Annotated in this window: 24 protein-coding genes and 2 pseudogenes; 23 read left to right on the plus strand and 3 right to left on the minus strand. The window is 67.9% G+C overall.

Features of this window, described 5'->3' with window-relative positions; all coding sequences use genetic code 11:
- Positions 1 to 1,316: 1,316 nt before the first annotated feature.
- The gene (locus MHN80_RS23480; protein ID WP_239403878.1) at positions 1,317 to 1,547 is read right to left on the minus strand and encodes a hypothetical protein; all 231 of its coding nucleotides are present in this window, start codon (positions 1,545 to 1,547) and stop codon (positions 1,317 to 1,319) included.
- Between the two features lie 104 nt (positions 1,548 to 1,651).
- Entirely contained in the window at positions 1,652 to 1,846 is a 195-nt protein-coding gene (locus MHN80_RS23485; RefSeq protein WP_239403928.1) for a hypothetical protein, read from the minus strand.
- Between MHN80_RS23485 and MHN80_RS23490 the strand changes: the two genes are divergently transcribed.
- Positions 1,802 to 1,972: a hypothetical protein gene (locus MHN80_RS23490; RefSeq protein WP_239403929.1), complete on the plus strand. Its 171-nt coding sequence runs from the start codon at positions 1,802 to 1,804 to the stop codon at positions 1,970 to 1,972. The genes MHN80_RS23485 and MHN80_RS23490 overlap by 45 nt on opposite strands.
- A gap of 15 nt (positions 1,973 to 1,987) precedes the next feature.
- Here the strand turns inward: MHN80_RS23490 and MHN80_RS25755 are convergent.
- A pseudogene (locus MHN80_RS25755) lies at positions 1,988 to 2,203 on the minus strand (helix-turn-helix transcriptional regulator); the annotation flags it as partial.
- A 756-nt stretch (positions 2,204 to 2,959) separates the two neighbouring features.
- Between MHN80_RS25755 and MHN80_RS23500 the strand changes: the two are divergent.
- The 22 genes and pseudogenes from MHN80_RS23500 (at position 2,960) to MHN80_RS23610 (ending at position 23,629) form a co-directional block, all read left to right on the plus strand.
- Positions 2,960 to 4,813 (plus strand): cutinase family protein, encoded by a 1,854-nt coding sequence (locus tag MHN80_RS23500; protein WP_239403879.1) that lies wholly within the window; start codon positions 2,960 to 2,962, stop codon positions 4,811 to 4,813.
- Positions 4,814 to 4,870: 57 nt separating this feature from the next.
- A complete protein-coding gene (locus tag MHN80_RS23505; RefSeq protein ID WP_239403880.1) occupies positions 4,871 to 5,779 on the plus strand; it encodes a hypothetical protein in 909 nt (302 codons plus the stop codon).
- 61 nt (positions 5,780 to 5,840) lie between these two features.
- Positions 5,841 to 7,106 carry a hypothetical protein gene (locus MHN80_RS23510; RefSeq protein ID WP_239403881.1) on the plus strand — a complete coding sequence of 422 codons (1,266 nt, stop codon included), beginning with the start codon at positions 5,841 to 5,843 and terminating at the stop codon, positions 7,104 to 7,106.
- A 43-nt stretch (positions 7,107 to 7,149) separates the two neighbouring features.
- Entirely contained in the window at positions 7,150 to 7,953 is an 804-nt protein-coding gene (locus MHN80_RS23515) for a hypothetical protein (protein WP_239403882.1), read from the plus strand.
- Positions 7,950 to 8,552 carry a DUF6668 family protein gene (locus tag MHN80_RS23520; RefSeq protein WP_239403883.1) on the plus strand — a complete coding sequence of 201 codons (603 nt, stop codon included), beginning with the start codon at positions 7,950 to 7,952 and terminating at the stop codon, positions 8,550 to 8,552. Before MHN80_RS23515 ends, MHN80_RS23520 begins: the two co-directional genes overlap by 4 nt.
- Before the next feature lie 19 nt (positions 8,553 to 8,571).
- Positions 8,572 to 8,889 (plus strand): hypothetical protein, encoded by a 318-nt coding sequence (locus tag MHN80_RS23525; RefSeq protein WP_239403884.1) that lies wholly within the window; start codon positions 8,572 to 8,574, stop codon positions 8,887 to 8,889.
- Between the two features lie 15 nt (positions 8,890 to 8,904).
- Complete coding sequence (locus MHN80_RS23530) at positions 8,905 to 9,153, plus strand: hypothetical protein (protein WP_239403885.1); 249 nt, start codon at positions 8,905 to 8,907, stop codon at positions 9,151 to 9,153.
- Between the two features lie 44 nt (positions 9,154 to 9,197).
- Positions 9,198 to 9,776, plus strand: a complete 579-nt coding sequence (locus MHN80_RS23535) for a hypothetical protein (protein WP_239403886.1) — start codon at positions 9,198 to 9,200, stop codon at positions 9,774 to 9,776.
- Positions 9,777 to 9,815: 39 nt separating this feature from the next.
- On the plus strand, positions 9,816 to 10,226 hold the full coding sequence (locus MHN80_RS23540; RefSeq protein WP_239403887.1) for a hypothetical protein: 411 nt from the start codon (positions 9,816 to 9,818) through the stop codon (positions 10,224 to 10,226).
- Complete coding sequence (locus MHN80_RS23545) at positions 10,226 to 11,071, plus strand: hypothetical protein (protein ID WP_239403888.1); 846 nt, start codon at positions 10,226 to 10,228, stop codon at positions 11,069 to 11,071. The genes MHN80_RS23540 and MHN80_RS23545 overlap by 1 nt, the downstream gene beginning before the upstream one ends.
- Positions 11,062 to 12,606 carry a hypothetical protein gene (locus MHN80_RS23550; RefSeq protein ID WP_239403889.1) on the plus strand — a complete coding sequence of 515 codons (1,545 nt, stop codon included), beginning with the start codon at positions 11,062 to 11,064 and terminating at the stop codon, positions 12,604 to 12,606. Before MHN80_RS23545 ends, MHN80_RS23550 begins: the two co-directional genes overlap by 10 nt.
- A gap of 79 nt (positions 12,607 to 12,685) precedes the next feature.
- Positions 12,686 to 14,176, plus strand: coding sequence for an SCO6880 family protein (locus MHN80_RS23555; RefSeq protein ID WP_239403890.1), 1,491 nt, complete (start codon positions 12,686 to 12,688; stop codon positions 14,174 to 14,176).
- Positions 14,177 to 14,189: 13 nt separating this feature from the next.
- On the plus strand, positions 14,190 to 16,058 hold the full coding sequence (locus tag MHN80_RS23560; protein ID WP_239403891.1) for a hypothetical protein: 1,869 nt from the start codon (positions 14,190 to 14,192) through the stop codon (positions 16,056 to 16,058).
- Positions 16,055 to 16,366, plus strand: coding sequence for a transposase (locus MHN80_RS23565; RefSeq protein WP_239403892.1), 312 nt, complete (start codon positions 16,055 to 16,057; stop codon positions 16,364 to 16,366). Before MHN80_RS23560 ends, MHN80_RS23565 begins: the two co-directional genes overlap by 4 nt.
- A 215-nt stretch (positions 16,367 to 16,581) precedes the next feature.
- Positions 16,582 to 17,160, plus strand: a pseudogene (locus tag MHN80_RS25760) (peptidoglycan DD-metalloendopeptidase family protein); the annotation flags it as partial.
- Between the two features lie 679 nt (positions 17,161 to 17,839).
- A complete protein-coding gene (locus MHN80_RS23580; RefSeq protein WP_239403893.1) occupies positions 17,840 to 18,397 on the plus strand; it encodes a lytic transglycosylase domain-containing protein in 558 nt (185 codons plus the stop codon).
- A gap of 9 nt (positions 18,398 to 18,406) precedes the next feature.
- Positions 18,407 to 19,006 carry a hypothetical protein gene (locus tag MHN80_RS23585; protein WP_239403894.1) on the plus strand — a complete coding sequence of 200 codons (600 nt, stop codon included), beginning with the start codon at positions 18,407 to 18,409 and terminating at the stop codon, positions 19,004 to 19,006.
- A complete protein-coding gene (locus MHN80_RS23590; RefSeq protein WP_239403895.1) occupies positions 19,003 to 19,728 on the plus strand; it encodes a hypothetical protein in 726 nt (241 codons plus the stop codon). The genes MHN80_RS23585 and MHN80_RS23590 overlap by 4 nt, the downstream gene beginning before the upstream one ends.
- On the plus strand, positions 19,725 to 20,426 hold the full coding sequence (locus MHN80_RS23595; protein ID WP_239403896.1) for a hypothetical protein: 702 nt from the start codon (positions 19,725 to 19,727) through the stop codon (positions 20,424 to 20,426). Before MHN80_RS23590 ends, MHN80_RS23595 begins: the two co-directional genes overlap by 4 nt.
- Complete coding sequence (locus MHN80_RS23600; RefSeq protein ID WP_239403897.1) at positions 20,426 to 22,249, plus strand: type IV secretory system conjugative DNA transfer family protein; 1,824 nt, start codon at positions 20,426 to 20,428, stop codon at positions 22,247 to 22,249. The genes MHN80_RS23595 and MHN80_RS23600 overlap by 1 nt, the downstream gene beginning before the upstream one ends.
- The gene (locus MHN80_RS23605) at positions 22,246 to 22,710 is read left to right on the plus strand and encodes a DUF4913 domain-containing protein (RefSeq protein ID WP_239403898.1); all 465 of its coding nucleotides are present in this window, start codon (positions 22,246 to 22,248) and stop codon (positions 22,708 to 22,710) included. Before MHN80_RS23600 ends, MHN80_RS23605 begins: the two co-directional genes overlap by 4 nt.
- Positions 22,703 to 23,629: a hypothetical protein gene (locus MHN80_RS23610; protein ID WP_239403899.1), complete on the plus strand. Its 927-nt coding sequence runs from the start codon at positions 22,703 to 22,705 to the stop codon at positions 23,627 to 23,629. The genes MHN80_RS23605 and MHN80_RS23610 overlap by 8 nt, the downstream gene beginning before the upstream one ends.
- Positions 23,630 to 23,641: the final 12 nt, after the last annotated feature.

Consider the following 23,641-nt stretch of genomic DNA (forward strand, 5'->3'; position numbering starts at 1 on the left):
AGATCAGAGCCTCAGCCGCAGCTGCGAGTTCGTAGTCATTCCAGCGTGAAACCTCCGACAGGGCGGCGTCGATGACTGCCTGGTCTTGTGCAGGTATTGCGGGCCGGTGTGCCCGAGCCCTGCGCACAATCGAACTCCAGTGACGGCCACAGGCCTCCCACCTCATCGGGCCGCGGCCGCCACGCTGCTCATGCGCATCGAGGTCGCGCTCGCGAAACTTGCGGAAGCAAGGCATGCGTTCGTACCACCACCGCGCGGCCGCAAATGATCGAATACCGTGCTGCCAGAGTCTCCACGCCCCGTCAGTCGCGGCGAGAGACCGATCGTCGGTTGACGCGTTGTTGAGGACTCGCCAGTCGTCGGCGGAAAGCCGCTGACGAGCCCTCCATGCTCGTGGCGATTCGGTCTGCAACGTCGATTCCGTCTCGGCACTTTCGAGCGAGGCGGAGACGGCGGAGGTCCAATCGCCGCTGGCGGCGGTATCGACAGACGAAGCCGTGGGGAGTGTTTGTCGCACCGCGTCGGCAGCCCGTCGGGCGGCTGCAACGGCGGTAATCGGTCGAAGCGTGTCCGTGTCGACAGAGACGCAAGGGGCTGCATCTTTCAGTGAGCAGCTACCTGGGAGCCGGATGGGTTTACGGCCACGAACATCGGCCGCCGCTGAGGCCGGCAGGGCCGGTCGGTGGAACTCGAATATCCTGGTGATGACGGACATCAGCTCAAAGCGTGCGGCGGCTGTGGGCACGAGAGCAACGTGCAAGCAATTGGGTCGTCCAGAGGCGGCCACGTGAGCTATCGCCGCGCCATAGTCCTCGGCCGCATCACGGATCGCCGGCCACATCACATCTGCGCATTCGTCTAGGTCGACAACCAGCAGATCTGGCCGAAGTGGGGCTACAACTGCCCACACTGCACGGCCAGCCCCAGCTTTCTCGGCCTCGGTGATCAGCTCGCAAGCATCGCCAGAGCCGACCTTGACCGGCTCGTTCGATCGTCCGGTTGGAGCCAGTGCATAGGCAACAGTGCCGGGGGCGAGCAGCCACCGGTATAGCTCGGACCATCGCGACTCAGCCGTGACCGATTCGCGATCCGACACGCTCGAATCAGAAGTAGCGTCGCGCGATGGGTGCGCGCTACCCTGAGAACAGTCCCGCAAAGACTGATCCCTTCAATTTGGTGGAGGCCGAACCTTCCCAAGTTGTTACGAGCCAAGTTGGCGCTTGGTCTCTGAGACTCCCTCGGTGTGGCAGCTGGGGGAGTTTCGCTTATCTAGGGGAAGACTGCTCCTCGATGAACTTGTCTCTATGTGAGTGGTGTCAAACGGCGCGTTTGAACAGGACCTCCTGGATAGCTGGGGATTCGGCGGCATGTGAGCCAACGTCGCGCGCGATCAGCGTTTGGATGTAGGAGTTAAGGTCCATCCCCTGATCGTCTGCCTTCTGCTTGGCGGCGGCCTTGAGCGGAGCAGGTATGAGCGCCTTCACCACCTCACGCGGTCCTTTCGACGGACGACCGGGGCGTCGAGGTGATGTTGGCGTTCCGCTCATGCCGCTAATTATGCGTACCTGAAACCCGCTCGCGCGCCGACACGCCGACAACGGCGTTCGTTGATTGTAAAAACACCCCGTCCGCAGCCGAAAAATTGCGCCAGTTACGTGCGCCCACGGCGTGCCGCGGCACGAGCGGACAGCCTCTGGCGCCTGCCTTCGAGGGTGGCGTCCCAGGCTGCCTCGATTTCGGAACGGGTGACGCCATACGTCGCCGCCATCGCAGCAGCTAGTTGGGCCGGCAGCTCTCGGCGTTGACCCCGTTCGATGACACCGAGAACAGTTCGCGCGACGCCCAATTCAGCGGCCGCGGCAGTCTGAGTGAAGCCGGCCCGAACACGAAGATCCACGAGCACGGGTTCGCCCGCGACCGCCGGCGTGAACTCCGCGACATCCACCTCGAGAACACCCGCAACCTTCGCTAGTGAACCTGGACTTGGAACCGTGACGCTGTTGAGCCAGGCCGAAACAGTCTGGCGAGCAACACCCACGAGTTCCGCGAGTTCATCAGCCGACATACCCGCTCGGTTCATTGTGCGGCGCAGAGCGGCAGCCGAGAAGCCGTGCACGCCAGCCCGGGGCATCTGACCACCTCTCTCGGTCGAGTCCGTGCCCCTTGTTTGCGGAGCCTGCCCGCAATCTTCCCGCGTAGACATCTCGCACCCTCCGACTTCCGGCCGAAAACATGCGCCCAATAATTGCACAATCGGCGCCAGTCGCTTACGCTCGATCCATGCGGGAGTGCCTAGTTGCGAACAACAAAGGTGGTGTTAACATCATCGGCACAACAGCGCACCTCTCCGAGGTGGAAGTTCCCGATCTCTGGAATTCCGAGTTCGGTCGCGACACAAAGCACCAGCGTTCGGCGTCGCATCGCCGAGCGCTAACGCATTTGTTCGCGATAGGAGAGACGTTGAGCGCGTTGTTAAATCACCTCAGGGGCAAGATTTCTGGCACCCGCTCCTGCCTGTCCACAGACTCCTGGAGTCGCGGTCGTCTTGCCGGGCTGTGGCAGCCCCGGTGGATCGCGAGCGAGCGACGGATACGTCGACGTCCAGCGGGGGAGGAGGTAGTGCCTGCACTACGCCTGTAGGAGGCTCGTGAGCCGAGTTGAGGCCCAGATTGGCGTCTCACCTCGACCCGGCCCACGAGCTCCCTGTTTAGTTGCCCGACTCGATGCGATGAACCGCTGCCGAATCCGACATTCTCGCATGTTACGCGAGGTTGTGAGGTAGCGGCGATGGCTGCTGCCTAGCTCAGCTGTGTTCACTGTGCATCGGGTCTCTCGAAGAGCGAGGACTCGTGAACGGTTATTCCACAACACAATCGGCCAAGCCATCGGCCGACCCTGACGGGGTGTCTAGTAGCTCTGCTGCTGCTGCTACGACGACCGGTCCGACACTGACGTATCGATGCGGTTGCCGGCCGCCTGGTTATGCGTGCGTGACTGGCGTAGCGATCGAACTTGCCCTAGGCGTGCGGCACTGCAACTTCGGGCATCCGTTGATCGCGGCCGGCGGCAACCGGTGCTCACTCTCCTCCGACGCGGCTGGCCGGCCTCTATTGACTGGAGCCGGTCTATGAGCGGCGGGTATTGGTGGCGGCCGAATGGAATCGGCTCTCGTCTCGCGGTCGTGGCGACTGCCCTGGCGCTGACGACTGGGGGAGCCACGTCGGTGGCGGCTTCCCCAGCGGACGCTGCGGGTGCGTGCCCGAAGCTGTATGTGCTTGGGGTTCAGGGCACTGGTCAGTCGTCGTCGGATGCGAGTCCGACGACGGACTCGGGCATGTTGTCGGCGGTGATGAAGCCGCTGCTGACTATGGCGGGGTCGCTGGTGCAGCGCGCCTATGTGCCGTACCCGGCGGGTTTCGGCGGAGCGACGGCCGGGTCGGACATGAAGTTCGACGAGTCGGTCACCGAGGCGATGAAGCGCACTAACTCGATGCTCAAGCAGGTTGCTGACCGTTGTGAGGACACCGATTTCGCGTTGACGGGGTATTCGCAGGGAGCGTTCGCTCTCGGGCGGGTCGCCCGCGACATCGGTCAGGGCAGGGGTCCGGTGCCGGCGGATCGGGTGGCGGGGGTGTCGCTGTTCGGTGATCCGACGCGGCCGAAGGCTTCGCCGTTGTTCCCGGGCCGCGACGGCGCCACCCGTCCCGATCCGGCCCCGGGTACGTCTGGGGCGTCGTTGGAGACGGTGCCGGCGTTGAGCCAGCCGACCCCGGAGGGCGGCGGTATCGGCCCGGTCGCGGACTCGGCAAGCGACTACGGCGATTTGACTGGCCGGGTCGCGTCGCATTGCGCGACTGGCGATTTGGCGTGTGACGCACCGAGCGATGCCCCGGTCACGCATCTGGTGACCAACATCGTCGGGCAGAGCAAGCTCGATCAGGACGACCCGGTGCAAACCCTGTCGTCGTTGGCTGAGGCGTTGGCGCTGACATCGGTGAAGACCGCGGTCCCGCTGATCAACGAGGATGTCCAGGGCGAAACCCTGGATGAGTTGTCGTATCAGCCGAGTCAGTCGATTTCACAGCGGTTGGCCGTGGCGTCCGATCCGCGCACGCCGTTGCCGTCGGCCGGCGATGCGCTCAGCGCGTTGGTCAAGGTCGGCACGATCGGCCTGAATGCTGTGGTCACGGTCGCGAAGGAAGTGCTGACGCCGGCCACGATCACCGCCTTGGCGACCACTGGTCTGGCGAACCCTCCTGCGGCGCTGGCGATGCTCGGCGCGAAGGCACTGGAGGCGACGGTGAAGCTGGTTCCACCGACGACGGTGAACCGGTGGGCCAATGAGGCGTTCACTGCGGTCAAGCAGAACATCTCCGACAACTCCGAACTGCTTGACGTGTCGAACCTGGTGCGCTACTGGCAGACCGCGCAGCAACACGGCAGCTACACCAGCAACGGCTCGACCGCGGCGGGGCTATCGGCAACGGTCTACACCGCCACCTGGTTTGCCGCGCTGGCCGCAGACCTGGCAGGTAAGACCTTGACCCCGTCCGAGGGCGGGGACGGGTTTTTCGCCCCAGACACCAGCTCGCCGCCGTCGGCGGCGATGGTCCCGACGCTGCCCGAGGTCACGACGGTGACCGCAGGTTCGTCGTCGAGTTCGTCGACCACCCCCTCAGCGTCGTCGTCGACACCGTCGTCGGGATCGCCCAGTAGTGAAGCGGCGGTGCCTAGTTCAGCCTCCCCGGGGTCGGGTCAGTTCTCTACCGAGAGCCCCGATTCGTCGTCGGCGCCGGTGCCGGCCGCGGGCTGACCCTTCTTTCTCCTACGTATCAACATCCGAATCCCGAAAGGGGTTAGGGGAATTTTGTTGACAACCAACAACTCTGACGAAACAGACAACATCGACGGCGGGCGGTGGTTCGGCACTGTGCCGGCATGGGCGTCGACCGGTGACACACCGGCGCGCGAGTTGGCCGCAGGCTTGACCGCGGCAGGGTTTGTGCAGCCGGCTCCGCCGGTCGAGGTGGCCGATGAGTGGGGGTGGCTGGCCACCACCGACGCACCCGATACGGCCGACGACGCCGTATCACCCCCGGCGGGGGAGGCGGTGGTCGCCGCCGAGTCTGCTGCGCCTGTCCCGGCCGACCCGGTGGTCGACACCACCGTCGACGACCTTCCCGCCCTCGCTGCGGGGCCTGAGCCCGCCGCCCGGCCTCGGCGGCGCGTGACGCTGCCGGGCCGTCGGGTGCGGGTGGTTGTGGCGGGCGTGGCCGCGGTGGTGGTGGTGACCGGGGTCCTGGCGGCTGTGGTGGGCAGTCTGCTGGGCGGGGCGAGTGAGGACCCGCAGCCGCGTGATCCGGTCGCGGTGCTGGGCGCCACGTCCTCGGCACCGCCCCCGCCTGCTGATGAGTGCCCGGAACAGATCGACGGGCCGGTGACAGTCGGTAACGACGAGGGCGATCAGACGTCGGGTCCCGGAGTGATCAAGGCGTTTGACTACGCCTACTACGTCCGCCGATCCGGTGAGGCCGCCCGTGCGGTGGCCACCCCGAACGGGGTGGGAACCACCACCGATTTGCAGAAGAGCATCGACGCACGTCCGGCCGGGACGCGCCACTGCTTACGGATCACTGACCGCGGAACCGGCCTGTACGCGGTGACGCTCACTGAAACCCAACCCGACCAGGCCCAACCGACGGTGTATCGCCAGCTTATCCAGACCGTTCAGGCCAACGGAAAGACCTGGATCGCCTCCATTTCCAAGGACGAATCCTGACCGTGTGTACCGACATACCTGTTGGTACACAGCGTATTTCAATCGAAAGGAACTGATCACAATGACCGCCAAACATCGCCCACGCGAGGGACACACCTACACCCGGCACCGCATGATCGCCGCGGCCGTGGTGGCGAGCACCCTGGCCACCGGGTTCGGCGCGGGAGCGGCGCTGGCTGAGCCCGAACAGGGCGGCACCGGGCAGAGCACCCCCGAACAGGGCGGCACCACCCCGACGACTCCGCAGCCCCCGGAGCAGGGCGGCACCTCCACACCCCCGCCGGCGGTCACGCCGCCGGGCCGAGGGTTCATCCCCGCCCCGCCGCAAGAGGCGCCGTACCAGCCCTACGTCGCACCGCAGACCTACAGCGAACCCACCTATGAGCGGCCCTACACTCCAGCCCCCTCGCGGCCCTACACCGCGCCCCGCCCGGCGCCGCCGGTGAAGCCGATCGCCCCGCCGCCCGAGATGGTGCGTATCGGCAATCACGTTCGGCCCGTGGAGGACGTCAAGAAGCAGTTCCCCGGTATCACCCAAGAGCACATCAACTCGATCAACGCCTGGTCGGCCTACGGCGAAGCAAAGATCGCCCAGGGCCTGATCAGCGTGGGAGTGCCCGAGGACGAGGCGACACGCCAGGCCGCAGCGACCATCATCGGCGTGATGGGCGGCGGCACCGCCGGTGCGCTCGCCCTCGGTGTTCCAGCCGCAGTCACCGGCGCCGTCGGCGGCGGCCTGATCGGCGCCGGGATCGGTCTAGGTGTCGGCTCCTTCCCTGTCCCGGGACCCCAGACCCCCGGCGCGGCAGCTATCGGCGCCGGCATCGGCGCGGCCGCCGGCGCTGCGGCGCTGGGCATCCCGGCCGCGGTTGTCGGCGGTGTCGCGGGCGGCGCCGTTGGCGGTCTGCTCGCGCATGCCCTCGGCGCCGGGGACCCGGGCGCCAACCCGGCCCAGCCGAGACTCCCCGGTCAGCCCGAACCTCGGCCCCGCACCACACCCGAGCAGGCACCGCCGACCGGCCCCAACCAGTTCGAGGTGCACCTAGCCGGCCCCGACGCCGCTCGGGCGGGGCTGCCTGCGGTGGACTACCAGGTCAACGTGCGCGGCGATGTGTCGGCGTCGGTGGACGTGGCCGGTCAGACCGTGCGCGCCGGTTGGTCGGGCGAGCAGGCCCGCGCCCCGTACAACGTGCTCGGCGCCGGCGGCGCCAAAGCGCAGGAAACGGTGCGGCAGTGGACCGAACAGGCCACCGATCAGCTGAGCAAAGCCGTGCCCGGCATCCATGTCGCCTGGCCTGGCCAGCAGAAGACGCCCGCTCACCACTGAGCCGCGGCAGCTTCCCCCTCGAAGAGTGAAAGGAACACCCATCATGAGCGAACCAACGTCATCGGCGTCGTGGTTGACCGAGACCGGACACCGCCCCCTGATCGGGGTCGGGGGGCGCGCACCCGAGCCCGCGCAGAAGGTGATGCGGGAACGGCCGGTCATCGTGTGCGGGACCAGCGGAGGTGTGGGCACCTCGGTGGTGTCAGCGTTGCTGGCCGACTACCGGGCTGCCGAGCTGGGGGAGCGTTCGTGGTGGGTGGACTTGTCGTGCACCGACAGCGACATGGTCGAGCGCCTGGGCGCCGACCAGCTGGGAGAGGCGGGTTGGTGGCAATCGGGGCGGGGGACCACGATGTGGTCGCCAACCGAGGGGTCCTCGATTGCCACCGCGCTTGATGAGGCGTCGGCCACCGGGGCTGCGGTTCCGGTGGTCGATGCCGGCGCCCGCACACGGCTCGCGGCCGCCACGGTTGGTGACTATCGCCAGACCGGTGCAGCGACACCGGTTCTCGTGCTGGGGCCGCGCCCCGATCTGATCAACCGCGCACGGCGGGTGTTCTCCCACTGGGAGGGCGTCGGCGTGCTCGAACACACCGTGTTGGTGATCTGTTGCCAGATCCCGACGCTCAATCACGCAGCGCTGACCGACATGCTCCACGATGCGATGACCGGCCACGTGGCTGCGGTCGTCGCGTTCGACTACGACCCCGTGCTGGGGTCGGGCACCGCCCTCGACCGCGACTCCTTCGAACGACTGTCCCCGCGCACCTGGGATGCCGTTGGGGCGCTGGCGGAGTTGACCCGCGACGGCCAGGCGGGCACCGGCGAGCAGGCGGTGTCGCGGTGACTGCGCTGCCCCATGGAATCGCCCGGTTGTCGGTGCGTACCGAACCGCTCCCGGTCACCGGTGAATTCCCGCCGCTGTTCGCACTCATGGGCGCGCACGGCGGAGCGGGGGTGAGCACGCTGGCGACGATGTGGGCGCCGGCCGCCGACACCGGCCGCTGCTGGCCGACCTCGCCACGCACCACCCGCCGCGTGCTGGTGGTCGCGCGTGAACACATGAGTGGGATCGCCGCGGCCGCCGACGTGCTGCGCGCCGCCCACGAGGGCACCGCACCACCCGGGGTGCAGGTGTGCGGACTGATCACGGTGGCCGCCGAACCAGGCCGGGCGAGCAAAGACGTCCTGCGCTACGCCCGCACTGTCGCGGAGCTGGCCCCGCACTCCTACCGCGTTCCGTGGGTCAAAGCGCTGATCCCGTTGCTGCACCGGCAGTTACCGACCTGGCGGCCCGCCGACGGTGTCAAGGCCACCCGCGCCAGCTCCGATGGCGTGCTGGCCTCAGTGCCCAGCGCGATCGCCGCAGTGGGACAGCAGATTTGCGACGACTTGGCAGCCGATCGGGCTGCCGCACACAGCGAACCGTCCTCCACGGTCGCCTAACACAAAGGAAAGAATCACCATGGGAATCGTCACCACCGCATACGGCCAGGTGCAGCTCCTCGCCACCGAGGCCCACCTGCTCGCCGCCAACCCGGGATACGACATTCCGCCGCAAGCCCCGCCGGGGTCGGAGAAGTTCATGACGCTGGTGTCGTGGATCGGGTGGGGCGCCTGCCTGGCCGCGGTCGCCGCGCTGCTGATCGCCGGCGGCAAGTTCGGCTTCGATCGCCACCAGGGCACCGCCGACAGCGAAGCCGCTACCAAGGTCGCCAAGACCTGCGTGGGCTGCGTCATCATCGCGATCGCCGGCGGTCTCGTCGGGGCACTCACAGCCTGATGAAGGAGACCACGCATGCTGGTGACCCAGCTGGCCGCCGACCTGCCCGACGCGGTCACCCAACCGTTCGAACAGCTCTTGGGCTGGATGTTCTGGTTGATCTGCCTGGGCGGGGTCGGGCGGTTGTTCTGGATCGGCGGGCAGATGGGCCACGCCCACAACAACCCGCACGCCGAGCCGCCGGACACCCCGCTTGGGGTGATCGTCGGCCTGATCATCGGATCGTCAGCAGCGGGGATCGCCGGGGCCTTGGTGTCCTTCTAACCCGGGCCCTGGCAACCCTGGCCCCGCTGGCTGTTGTGGTGGGCATGCTCACCGGCTGCGGCGGCGACGCCGACCCGGCCGCGCACTCGTCGACGACCCCGCCACCGACCGCACCACCCACCGACGTGGCATGGACGACGTTCAGCGGCGTGCAGGTACCGTGCGCCGACCAAGGCCCGAAAGACTGCTACGGGTCGGCCCCGACCGGCTACGACCACACCGGCGCCGGGGCGGCCCTGGCCGCGATCTCGGCGACCATCCGCATGTCGATCGCCGACGACGTGGTGTGGCCGAAAGTCGTTGGCGCACTTGTCACACCGTCGGTGGCGCGGGATCAGTGGTCGATCAACCGGGTACGCATCTCGATCGTGCACCCGGTCGACAAGGACCAGGCGCCAGTGGTCGAGGGCTACACCATCGACTCCTACACCCCGCGCAAAGCGACGGTCGGCATCATCACCCGCCAACCCGATAAGTCGCTGACCCGCACCACCGCCACCGTCGTGTGGTCAGCGAGCGGTGACTGGCTCCTCGAGCTCCCCGCCACCGACAACACCACGCCTCGGGTGCAGGCCATCGACACCACACCCTCGGACATGATCGACCTCCCCAACCCCGCCTAAACCACGTCAAACACGCTGCACCGCAGAAGGAGCCAGCACATGACTTCCATCCTCGGACTGACGCTCTATCCTCTTCCGCCCGCCCTGCGCACGACCCTGACCGTCAGCGCCGGCCTGAGCCTCGCCGGTGGCGTGTGCAGTCAAACCGCGCTGTGGATCGACAACGGCACCCTCGGACTGGTCGGGATGGGTGCGATCACCGTCGGGTTCATCGCCGCGGCGGTGGCGTCGATGACCGACCGGCACGGCCACCCGGCCCCCCGGTGGTCAAGCACCGGGGTAGCGCTGTTGTCGGTGCCCGCGCTGGTGGCGGCGGGGATCGGCCTGGCGGTGATCGGGTGGACCGGGCTGACCCTGACCGTGTTTGTTCTGGCGGTCTGCGCACTGACGGTGAGCTTCTACGCGGTGCCCGCCGACCGCGAACGCACCGTCGTCGGTGGTGACCAGTGATGAGCGACAACGACACTGACACCACCACCGGGCGGCGGTGGAACCGGCCGATCGTGTGGATCGCTCTGGCCGTGGTGGGTGTGGCGATCGTGGCCGCGGTCGGTTACGCGGCTTCACGTCTGGACAACTCCGACGACGCGGCACCGCCCCCGCCGCCACCACCGATCAGCACTCCGAGCGTGCCGAGCGGTGATCCGGGGCAGGACTACCTCGGTAACGACGTCGACGTGTTGGGCCGGGGTATGCGCATTCCCGCCGACCCGAACGGCCATGTCCTCGACCAGGACACGAAATCCTCCCCGGCACAACTGACCAGCCCGCTGCGTGCACCGGAGGGTTTGGAGTGGCAGAAGGTCTACGGGGTGCCGATGCCGTTCAGCACCAGCGACGGCCCGACCGCCATCAGCGATGACGGCGTGCCCTCAGGGTTCAGCCGCACGCCCCAAGGCGCGGCGCTGGCCAGCTTGCAGATCCTGCTGCGCGCCACCTTCGGCCCACAGAACGTGCGCCAGGCAGTCGTGGCGGCCGCGGTGATCGGGCCCGACGACCTCAAACAGCAGATGCTCGCGGTCACCAATGACCCGCAGTACCAGACGATGCCGGCCGCGGTGCAGATCACCCCGGACCGCTACACCGAGAACGCCGCCTCCATCCGATGGGCATTCGGGCCGTTCCCCGCGCCCGAGGAGTTCCCGACCACCAATGGCACCGTCTACGGCGGCGGTTACATGCCGGTCGTGTGGGACGGCGGCCGATGGAAGCTGCGGATCACCAAGCAGATGCTCTCCACCGACCAGGGCCTCATGGAGTACATCGACAACCCAGCGTGGGCGACATGGTTCTGACTCGCACCCGTTGGCCCCGCCGGCTGCTCATCGCGGTCGTCCTCGCGGCCGTGCTCGTACTGCGGGTGCCGTTCGGCGGCGGCGCGGCCGATGACCCCGGCGCGCAGATGGTCCCGGTCGCCGCGGCCGCCCCCGGCGTGGTCGACAACCTCAAAGAGTGCGCGTCGAGCCCGCTGGGCCTGCTCACCGGCCCACTGGCGTGCGCGGGCGCCAAGTCCGCCACCGGGGCGTTCAAAGACGCCGCAGGCGAAGGCTTCAAATCAATGGTCAAATCCATGGCCCAGGGATGGGTGAAGATCCTCCAGCTCACCCTGGCGTGGTTCATCAAACTCCCCACACCGCAATACGCCTCGGACTCGGTCATCCAGGACATCCAGAAAGGCACCGTGCAGATCCAGCTCTACGGGCTGATCGCGTCGATTCTGATCGGGTCGTGGCGGCTGGTGATGGCGCGGCGGCAGGCGGTGATGAACGAAGCCCAGGAATCCTTCATGGGGCTGGCGAAAACGGTGTTCGGCGCGTGGATGTTCGGCGGGGTGCTCACCGCGTGCACCGCCAGTAGCGACGCCCTGTCGAACTGGCTGCTTGAGCAGGGCACCAAGGACAACCAGAACCTGATCACCAACCTCGCCGCGGCCAACCTGCTCACCCTCGGCTCGGGACTGATCCTGATCGTGGCGGTGTGCGGCATCCTCGGTGGCATCTTGCAGGCGGTGCTCCTCATCGGCCGCCAGGCCATGCTCGCCGTGGTCGTCGCGATGATCCCGCTGGTGGGCAGCTTCGGCGGCACCACCATCGGCAAGATGGCGTTCTCCCGCCTCGTCCAGTGGACGATCGCCCTGCTCCTGTGGAAACCCGTAGCCGCACTGGTGTATTGGGTGGCGTTCAAACTCGCCGGCCACGACGTCGGGTCCCTCAAAGACGCCCAGATGGCGCTCATGGGGTTGATCCTGCTGTCCCTGACCGTGCTGGTCCTGCCGATGCTCACCAAACTGATCTCGGCCGGCGCGGCGATGTCGGGCGGATCGGGGTTGCAGGCCGGAACGATGGCCGCAGGCGCGATCGCCGCGGCGGGAACCATGGTCGCCACCGGCGGCGCATCGGCCGCGGCCGGCGCCGGATCAGCGGGCGGATCGACCGCATCCATGTCGGGCGCCTCGATGGGTCCGATGGGCGGCCCCACCGGACCCAGTTCCGGCGGACTGTCCGGAGGCACAGGATCATCCGGCGGACCCTCAAACTCCGGCGGCGGCGGATCGGGCAGCGGCCGCGGCGGCACCGGCTCGTCCGGACACGTCGGCCGCCATAGCGGTGGCACCGGCTCGGGCAACCCCGGAGACGCCGGCACCGCCGCAGGCGCGGGCAGCGGACCCCAACCCTCCGCATCACCCGGCGCGGGCAGCAGTGGCACCGGATCAGTCGGGATCGGCGACGTCAGTCAAGCCGCCTCCTCAGCCATGAGCGCCTCGGAAACCCTCTTCGACGACAACTACGAATCCGCATCCCTCGCTGGTGAAGGAGGCCAATACCGATGACCACCCACAACACTGCCGACCCGACCAGGACCGCCCAGCCGCTCAAAGACGGCGGAGCAGCCTCAGGGGGTCAGGGCTGATGAGTTCGTCGGAGGCCGACGCGGTCCTGCTGTATGGGCGGTGGGAGAAGCCGCAGTCACCGGGCCTGTTCGGGATGTCCTGGGGTGCCACGTTGTTCGCCGGCGGCGTGCTGATCGTCGGGGTGTTGCAGTTCATGGTTTTCCGGTCGTTGGCGATGACCGGCGTCGTGCTGTTGTTCGGCGCAGTCGTGTTGGTGCCGCTGGTGCAGAAACGCCGCGGCCGTACTGGTTGGGAGTTGATGATCGTGAGGTTTGCGTTCTGGAACGCCAAGCGCAAGGGACACACCACATTCCGCGGTGGCGTGTTCGGGGTGGTACCCGGGCGCTGCCAGATGCCCGGTATCGCCGGGGATACCCGGCTGTATGAGTACGAGTTGAGTTCGGGCCACCGGTTCGGGCTGATCCACGCCCGCGCGAAGGACCACTACACGGTGGTGCTCTCGACACAGCCCCAAGGCCAGGAGCTCGTCGAGCAATCCCAGATCAACAACTGGGTACGCGGCTGGGACGACTTCCTGTCCGGGCTGGGAAAAACCCACAATGTGGCCGGGGCCATGGTCGTGGTCGAGACCCTGCCCGACAACGGCACTCGGATTGCCGCCGAGGTCCGCTCGATCACCTCCACGCACGGTCCGGAATTCTCCCGTGAGGTGATGGCGCAGACGGCGTTGCACCGGATGTCGGCGAAGGTCCGCAACGAGGTGCGGGTGTCGATCACCTTCCGCCGCCAGCGCGAAGCCGACAGCACCGAGGTCGCCGATCAGGGTGCGGCGATCGGGCGACTGCTCTCGACGATCGTGGGCCGCGCCGCGACGGCGGGCCTGGACGCCACGCCGATGACCGCGGGCGAGTTGTGCGCGGTGGCCACCCGCGCGTTTCGCCCGGAGCTCGACCGCGAGCTGGAGGTGATGCTCTCCCGCGACGAGCAGGACCAGTTGCGGTGGGACCAGACCGGGTGTGCCGGGGCGAAGGCCGAGTGGGACCACTACGTGCATAACGGGTTCCGGTCGGTGACCTGGGAGATGACCGACGCCCCGGCGGGCACGGTCACCCACGAGGCGTTGCGGCCGCTGCTGGTGCCTCGCATGGATGTGCCGCGCAAGCGGGTGGCGATCGTGTACCGCATCCACAACGAGGCCGAAGCGGTGAAACTCGTCGACACCGACTTCAAGAACGCGCTGTCTGCTGAGCAGGCCAAGACCGGTATCGGCTCGGCCGAGGCGTCGATCCGCGTGGACAACACTCGCGCGGCGCGCATTGAGCAGGCCCGCGGCGCCGGGTTGACCCGGTTCGGCATGTTGATCACGCTGACCGCCCCGCGCGACGCCGATCATCCGCAGTTGGCCGCGGAACTCGAAGGCATGACCTCCGCGGCCCGGATCGGGGTGCAACGGGTCTACGGCGGGCAGGACTCGGCGTTCGCCGGGTCGCTGGGCTTGGGCATTCTGCTGCCCGAATACGCCACCGTCAACAAGCGTCTGAGCGCCTGAGGGGACCGGTGCAATGACGCTACTGAGCACTCGTCCCGGCCAGCGCGGCACGGCCACCGACGACACAGCCCCTCACGATCAGATCCCCGACACCGTACGCATCGGCGGGGTGCTGGTGATGACCGCCATGCGCTACGAAGCGCTCAAGATGGCGGCCGCCGATGACACCGGCGGGCGGTGGGCGACCCGCCGCGCTCAACGCAGGCTGGCAGCCGAGAACCGTCGTCGCGAGCGCGCGATCACCCGCGCGGTCGAGCAGGGCGGGTTCGATATCGAAAGCCCCGACCCCGGGCACCGGGGGACGGCGAAGCCGGGCGGCGGGCGTACCTCGATCGTGGTTCGGATGCTGGAGTGGCGCACCACGACCGCGCAGGTGGCCGGCGGGTTCTGGCCGTTCTCCATCGGCGCGTCGTCGCCGCTGCTGGGCACCCCGCTCGGCGCGCACTTGCAGACCGGTCAGGACTTCGGTTGCGATCCGCTGACCTGGTTCCTCGCCGGGCTGATCACCGCGCCGATCGCGTTCGTGCTCGCGCTCAACGGGTTCGGCAAATCCTCGCTGGTACGACGCCTGGCGGAGGGCAACATGGCCCAAGGCCACACCTCGTTGTTCCTCGGCGACATCAAACCCGACTACGCCGACCTGACCCGCGCCAACGACGGCCAGGTCATCACCGGCGGCTACGGGCATCAACAGATCAACCCGCTCGCCGCCGGCGCGCTCGGTGAGGTCCTGGACCAGCTGCGTGAGCGGGCCGCGGCGATGGAGGCCGACCCGCAGGCCAGCCGGCGTGGCCTGGACAAGCTGCACGAGCAGATCACCCAGGTCAGTGCCGATCTGCGGTCGCGGCAGGTCGCTACCGTGGCTGGTCTGGTGGAAATCAACCGCGGCCGTGCGGTCGAGGACTACGAAGACACCCTGCTGGGCTCGGCCCTCGACATCCTCTACACCCCCGTCGAGGACGCGGGAAAAGGGTTCACCGGTAGCAACCCGCCGATCCTGGAAGACCTCTACGCCGTGGTCAAAGCCGGTGGGCCGAGCTTGTACGAGGACGCCGCGGTCGAGACACCCGAGGCGTATGTCGCGGCGACGTCGAACCTGCTGCGGTCGTTGCGGGCGTTGGTGTCGGGCCGTTTGGGTCGGGTCCTCAACGGCCAGACGACCGAGCCGATCAACGTCAACGCACCTGCGGTGTGTGTCGATGTGTCCCGGGTTCCCAAGGGCGACAAGAAACTCAAGGCGGCGCTGCTGCTGGTGTGCTGGTCGGACGGGTTCGGCGCGGTCGAGGCCGCTCACGTCCTCGCCGATGCTGGGTTGGGTCCGCGACGCACGTTTCAGGTCATCATCGACGAGCTGTGGCAGGTCATCGGCTCGGGTGCCGGGATCGTCGACCGGGTCGACGCGCTCGTGCGGTTGAACCGTTCGGATGCGGTGTCGCTGATCATGATCACCCACTCGGTGGCCGACCTGTCGGCGTTCGAGTCGCAGGCGGATGCGAACAAGGCGATCGGGTTCCTCGAGAAAGCGCGACTGAAGTTCATCGGACCGGTCGGCACCGAAGAACTCGACCGACTCTCCACGGTCACCCACTTCAACCGCGCCGAACGGGCCTTGGTCACTTCTGCGGCGTCCACACCACCGCCCTCGGAGTCGGTGCTGCGCAAACTGCGTGCCCGGATGCGCGCCGGGGACGACGCCTCGACGACCTCTGCCGACCGTCCTCGCCCGCACGGCCAAGGCGTGTTTCTGCTCAAGAGCGGTGAGGACGACCGGCCCGGTACCCCGTTCCGGCTCAACTTCACCCCGATCGAAGCCGACGGCGGGGTGCACAACACCAGCGGCCGGTTCACTGGTGTCAGCACCCGATCTGGTGATGTCGCATGAGCACTTCCGATGTCGATCGCCGCTACGGCTGGATCGACGATGAGATCCGCGAACTCGCCGTCACGGCAGTCCGCGAGGTTTTGCCGCATGTGCGGTCGCTGTGGGCGGCGTGCAGCGAAGTGTCCGAACAGTTCTCGGTGCACCCGAACACGATCAAGAACTGGTACCAGAAGGCTGTCGCTGACGACGAGGCCGCACCGACCGCCGGCAGTGATCTAGAGCTGGCCTCCACGCGGGAGAAACTGCGCGCCCTGACCCAACTCAACGCCGATCTGATCGCGGCACTCAAGGACCGGGCGCGGCCATGAACGACGGGGCCAAGGGGGGTCTGGCCGCAGCGTTGGCATTGGTCGTGGCGATTCCGCTGATTGTCGTCACGATGCTCAGCACGGTGGTGACCGACTGCGAGACCCCCGGTGCGGGGGCGGAGTCCAGCACAGGTGGCAACCCCGGGCAGCGGACCTTCCCGATGAAGAAGGGCACCTACAGCCTGACCTCGGGATTCGGGCCGCGCGGCGGCACCATGCATCAGGGCGCGGATTTCGGCTCTCAACCCGGGGTGCCGATCTACGCCGCCTTCGACGGCACCGTCTCCAAATCCGGCGAGGCCAGCGGGTTCGGCCAGTGGATTGTGTTGTCACACAACATCGACGGCAAACGCGTCGACACCGTCTACGGCCACATGTTCCCCCAGGACCTCATGGTCAAAGCCGGCCAGAAAGTCACCGCCGGGCAACAGATCGCCCGCGCCGGATACAACGGTCAGGTCTCCCCACCCGGCCCGGGCGGCACACACCTGCACTTCGAGGTGTGGGAAGGCGGCTGGGGCCAGCGGGTTATCGACCCGATGCCGTGGCTCAAAGACGCCCGCGAACCAGGCAGCGCGCCGCCGCCTGCGGCCCCGGCCCCTGGTGGTGGGGGAGCGGGTGCGGACGTAGTGAGCGTGGCCGACTGGAACAAGGTCGCCGAACACGAATCCGGCGGCAATTGGGCCATCAACACCGGTAACGGCTACTACGGCGGGTTGCAGTTCTCGGCGAGCACCTGGACCGGGTACGGGGGAGCGAAGTACGCCCCGACCGCCGACAAGGCCACCCCGGGTGAGCAGATGGAGATCGCCAACAAGACGCTGCGAGGTCAGGGCTGGGACGCCTGGCCGGCGACCTCCCACAAGGCCGGGGTCCGCACCAAGAAGCCCGCCCCGGAAGGCACCTTCGTCGACAGCGCACCCGCCCGCGCGCCACCACCCGCGCCACCGGCAGCAGGTGCGCCGCGAGACCAAGCGTTGGGTGCGGTCACCGACAGCAGCGGCGAACTCGACGTATCCAAGCCGATGGCCTCTCGTCTGGGGTCCGAGGCGCACTTCCAAACCAACACCGTGCGGCTCGTCCGCGCTGTCGCCCAACGATTCCCGCAACTGAAAACGATCGGCGGATGGCGCGCCGACGGCGGCGGATTCAGCGACCACCCCGATGGCCGCGCCGCCGACATCATGATCCCCAACGACGGCCGCGACCCCGCGAACGTCGAGCTGGGCAACCGCATCCAGCGGTACGTGATGGACAACAAAGACGTCTTTCACGTCGAGTACACCATCTGGCGGCAGTACTACCAGCCCGCCCGCGGCGCCGGGAACACGATGCCCGACCGCGGCGGCTGGACAGCCAATCACTTCGACCATGTCCACGTCACCGTCGACCGTTCCCCGCTCTACAACGGCGAAGACCTCGGCCGGGTCCGCGATCGCGGCGGCGACAGCGGTGGCAGCAGCGCCGGATCAGATGACTGCGAACCCGAAGGCACCCCTGGCGGTGGCGGGGGCGGCACGGTCAAGGTTGGGACAGTGCCAGGCGGACTGGGCGCGCTGGTACAACGAGGCCGGCAAGATCTGCGCGCAGATCACCTCCTCACTGTTGGCCTCGCAGGGCAAGCAGGAGAGCAACTTTCAGGCGACCGCGGTGTCGCCGGACGCGGCGATGGGGCCGGGCCAGTTCATCCCCTCGACGTGGGCGACCTACGGCAAGGACTACGACCGGGACGGCCGGGTCGACCCGTACTCGCTCGGCGACTCAATCATGGCCCAAGGCCACTTCATGTGCGACATCGCCAAGCAGGTCGATGGCTGGATCGCCTCGGGTGCCGTCGATGAGCGCAGCGGACCGAACAAGGACCGCCGCGACCTCTACCTGGCCGCCTACAACGCCGGCCCAGGCTCGGTGCAGTCCTCGGGCGGATTCCCCAACCAGCATCCGCGGCACTTCTCCGAGACCCGCCCCTACGCCGAAACCATCATCCGCAACGAGCCAGCATTCCGCGACTCGCTGCCCGAGGAACGATAGGAGACCGCCATGCACCGACACCTACGCACAGTCGTGCGGCTGGCCGTAATCGGCTGCACAGCACTCGTCGTGGCGCTCGTGCTGAACGCCTGCGGGGGCTCGGACCCGCAACCGAACACCCACGACGATCACAGCGGCCACGACCACAGCCACCAACTACCGGCCGGCGACGGCCCCCAGCTCCGCGACAGCCCCGATGAGTCCGCGACCGAAGCGCTGCAACGCATCTACAGCTGGGAACCAGCCACCGACGCCGATTCCGGCGACGGCATGCGGAGAGCGGTGCCGTGGCTGTCCGGGGCGCTACGCACCGTGGCCACCCGCGGCGACGACGACACGGTGCGGGCCCTACCCGAGTGGCAGCAGTGGCGCACCAACCACGACATCGTCGTTGCCGCAGTCAAAGTCACCGCGCGCACCGACCGGCCCGGCGACCTCGACGTCTTGCGGCGCGCCCTGGTCACCCAGAACATCATGCACGCCGACGGCACCACCACACCGTGGCGGCTGATGACCTTCGACATCGCGCTCTCCCGTGACGACGACCAGCGCTGGCGGATGTGGCGCATGGACCTGACCGACACCACGACGCTAGGAGCAGCACAGTGAGCGTCCCCTACGACCCGAACAACCACTACAGCGACGGATACGACGCCTATGGCTACGACTCGGCCGGATTCGACCGCGACGGCTACGACGCACTCAGTTATGACCGCTACGGGTTCGGCCGGGCCGGGCGTGACCGCCTGGGCCGCGACCGCGACGGGTTTTACCTCGACGGGTTCAACGAAGCCGGATTCGACATCGACGGCTACGACCGGGCCGGGTTCAACCGCTACGGCTATGACCGCACCGGACACGACCGCACCGGACACCGCTCGGCACCACCGCGGCCGCCGACAACACGTGACGGCGTCCACGGCCTGATTGGGGGAACGGTGGTGACCGTGACCGTCACCGCCCTGGTGGTGTGGCTGGTGCGGTATCTGACCGACCGCACCCCGGACGCAGTGTGGGAACACCTCGCCAGCACCCCGCCAGTGACACCGAGCCCGGCCTCCGCCGCGATCACCGCCGCCGCACTCGCGATCACCGGGATCGCCGCGATGGTCGTCATGACTGTCTACACCCCGGGCGGGGCCGGCATGTTCCGGCTACTGCTGGCCCTGGTCGGGGCGTGCCTGGTCATCACAATGGCCAGCAACCACGACGCCGCGACCTGGCTGGCCTCCACGGTCATCGTCGCCACGGCCGGCGCCGCGATCGCCGCGCTGGCACCCACCATCGGTCCTCGAACATCAACCGCCACAACCGGAAAGGAACTGCAATGACCACCACGAAGAAGAACAGCGCCTCCGACGCCAAGGACTGGGACACCGCCCGAGACTCCGTGCGCGACAACGCCGACACGCTCAAAGCGATGACCACCCACTCCGAGCTGTTCACGTGGGCCCAAGACCACGGCATCGACACCGGTTCGCTGTTCCGCAAGTGGAAGACCGAGCTACGCAAACAACTCCACGTCGACTACGACGACCTGCGACAGAAGGCGTTCGACACCCGACTGGCCGAGATGGACGCCGCGGCCGACACCGCACCACAGGTGACGCTGTACGCCGCCGGAGACAGCGAGGTCAACTCATTCGCAGTGTGCTCCGAACACGGCGAAGATCCCTGGTACGGGGAGTTCCACGACAACGACCGGGTCGACGACCAGGACAGCGCCGACCTCGCAGCCGCCCGTAAAGCGATCTACCTCGCCGGCCGGGCCCGCGAGGACAAGAAGCTCGACCTGATCGGGTTGCGGCTGGTGGTGTCCAACCACCGGATCACCAGCCGCGCGTTGCAGCGAGACATCCTCAGGCACAGCGTCTTCGTCACCGTCGAGGTGATCGACAACGGCGAGGACAACCCGGCGCTGGAGGTGTGCCGGATGCCCGGCTTCCGCACCTGGCGTGAGGTGTCGTTGACCGACCTCCTCGACGCCGCCGAGCCCACGGCCACGGCGGATGAGGGGGAGGTCGCCTGATGGCCGCCACCCCGGGGACGTCCACCGAACCCACCCGCAACCACTCCGACAAACTCCTGTTCGCCGGGGTAGGGGTGGTCGTGGTGGTGTCGCTGCTGAGCTGGGCGGCATTGCATCTGGCCGGCGGGCAGACGGTGCCGGCCAACCCGTTCGCCGCGCCGATCCAGCTGGTCACCGGCGACCTGCGCTGGCCGTCCGCGGCCACGGTGTGGCTGATCGTCATCCTGCTGCCGGTCGTCGCGGCCGCCGGTTATGCGGTGCTGCGCTGGCGGCGGCGGCCGAAGCGCTCGCGCGTCGACACCGCCCAACAGCACTTGGGCAGCGGCGCCGACATCGCGTCGGTGACCGAAAAGTCGGTCGCCGCCAAGGCCCGGGACCTCGGCGTCGACCAGGACGCGGCCCCGGCCGGGTTCTCCAGCACCATCGGTGTGCCGCTGGGAAAGACCCTGTCGGGCACCCCGATCTACGGATCGTTTGAGGACATGCACCTCGACATCTGGGGACCCCGCCAGGGCAAGTCCACCTCGAGGATCATTCCGGCGATCTGCGAGGCCCCCGGAGCGGTGCTGGCCACCGAGAACAAGCGCGGCAACCTCGACCACACCCGCCTGGTCCGGGAGTTCCGCGACGCCACCGGCGCCCCAACCCGCCAGGTGTGGGTGTTCGACCCCCAATCGGTCGCCAACGAGGAACCGTGGTGGTTCTGGGACCCGCTGAGCTACGTCACCGACGAGACCCGCGCCGAAGAACTCGCCCAACTCTTCGCCGCCGGCGAAGACGGCCAGGACGCCAAGAAGGACCCCTACTTCGAGCCCGAGGGCGAAGACCTCCTGGCCAACCTCATCCTGGCCTCCGCACTGGCCGGCGAACCGATCACCACCGTGTTCGAGCGGCTGGTGGTGCGAGCCGACGGCCACGACGCCGTCGCTATCCTGCGCGAGCACGACTACCCGATGGTGGCCCACGCCCTCAACGCCCGCCTGAACCTCACCGACAAGCAGGCCGACGGCATCTGGGGAACCGCGATCAAGATGGCCAAATGCCTACGCGGGCGCAATGTGCGGCCGTGGGTCTCGCGCACCGGCCCCGACGACCAGCGCCCCCACCTCGACCTCGCCGGCTACATCCGCCGCGGCGAAACGCTGTACTGCCTCTCACGTGAAGGAGTCGGCTCGGTCGGCCCGCTGGTCGCGGCGCTGACCATGGCCACCACCAAAACCGCCGAGGCGATCGCCACTGCCTCCCCGGGCGGGCGGCTACCGGTGCCGCTGCTGTGCGCCCTCGATGAGGCCGCCAACGTCGTGCGCTGGCCCGATCTGCCGAAGCTGTACTCCCACTACGGGTCACGCGGAATCATCATCATGACCATCCTGCAATCGTGGTCCCAAGGGATCGGCGTGTTCGGGGAACGGCCGATGAAACTGCTCGAATCGTCATCGAACATCTACATCTACGGCGGCAACGTCCGCGAGACCACCTACCTGGAAAGCCTGACCAAGCTCGCCGGCCAGTACGAACGCCGCGCACTCAACGTGTCGCGGTCCAGTGGAACAGGCAAAAGCTCTGGCTCACAGTCGGTATCGGAACACACCACCCGCGAAAACATCTTCACCATCCGCGATCTCGCCTCCTGGCCCCGCGGCCGGATGCTGCTGTTCTCCGCCGGCAACCCGCCCACGATCCTGCAACCGATTCCGTGGATGGACAAACCGTATGCACCACTGATCCGCCAATCACTGGCCGAATACGACCCACAAAAACAGGACGACGTGGCTACACCGGCGACGGCCGTCAACACCGCCGACGAAGGAGACGCGGCATGACCGACCTGCTGATTGATGATGGCTTCGACGATTTCGCCGAGTCCGACGACGACGTGGGGTACGAGACGGCGGCGACCCCGGAGACCGAGTTTGAGTCGGTCTATGAGTTCGTCGACGACCACCTCGTGGTGCTCTACGCCCGCCACGTCGAGACCAAACCGGGGCGGCTGTGGTGCCCACGGTGGTTCGAACACGCCGAAGCCGTCTCACGGCTCGAAGCGGTGTGGCGCGCCTATGAATCGCTGCGCCTGGACCCCGCAACCGGGATGAGTGTGTGGTGGCGCGATCACGCCGACCACCACATGGCGGTCCTCATGTCGGCCGATGGCCCGTTCGAGGGGTGCAACGCCGACCGAGGCCACAACCGACCGCCGAGACCGCTTCCCACCGAGCAACTGACCGACCGCGCCCTACGCGCCGCGATGAGCGCCACCGACGAACAGGACACCGCCGATGAATGAGCACGAGCAGGAAACCCGCGAACTCGAACAAGGCATGGAACGGGCGCTGGCCGTGGCCATCGCCCACACCTCCTCGCTCATCGAATCGTGGGCTCGGCGCGCGGCGAATAAAGCCCGCGAGACCGCCACCGCCACCGACCCGCTGGCGCCGAACACGGTGTACACCGCCCTCGCCGCCGAGGCCGCCAACACCCAGCGGCAGGTGCGCGCCGAACTCGCGGTCGCCCAACCCAATGCCGACTACTGGAAACACGCCAGCCCTGACGAGCTCGCCCGCAAAATCCGCGAGGACTACGGCATCGAACCCGCCCGGCTGGGGGAGCGCACCCACGACCGACACTGGGCCGAGCGCGCCGACGGCCGCAACGTCGTCGACCTCTACGCGATGGCCGATCGGTACGCCGAGCAGAGCGCAACCGCGGCCGCAGTCCGCGACAACATCGGTGACCTCATCCGCGACTACGGCCTCGACCCCGACGAGCTGATGCGCAGCTCACCTCACGAGGCCGCCGAACGCTACACCCAGTCCCGCGCCGAACACTGGGCACCTGGGCAGCCCCCGGCACTGAACGCCGACGGCCGCGACGCCACCGACCGCGACGGCGTGCACGTCGCCGCGCTGCTGACCCAAGCCCAAGCCGCCGACCTCGACGCCGAACAAGCCGCCGAGCTGTCGGACCTGGCCACCGAACGCGCCGAGGCCGCCACCTCGCCCGAGGTCGGCGAACAGGCCGGGCAGTCCCGGGCAGACCGCGTGGCCGCGGTGAGCACATCCGAGAGTGGCAAAGCCGCCGCGACCGCGGCCCGCGACCACCCCACCAACCCGCGCAGGGCCGCCGCCAGCACCGGCCAGAAACAGCCCACCGCCCGCCGATCCAGCACCCTCACCGCCGACCGCCAACGCGGCCGCGGCCTTTAACCACCATCCCGA

Source organism: Gordonia sp. McavH-238-E, assembly GCF_022348225.1.
GTDB lineage: Bacteria > Actinomycetota > Actinomycetes > Mycobacteriales > Mycobacteriaceae > Gordonia > Gordonia terrae.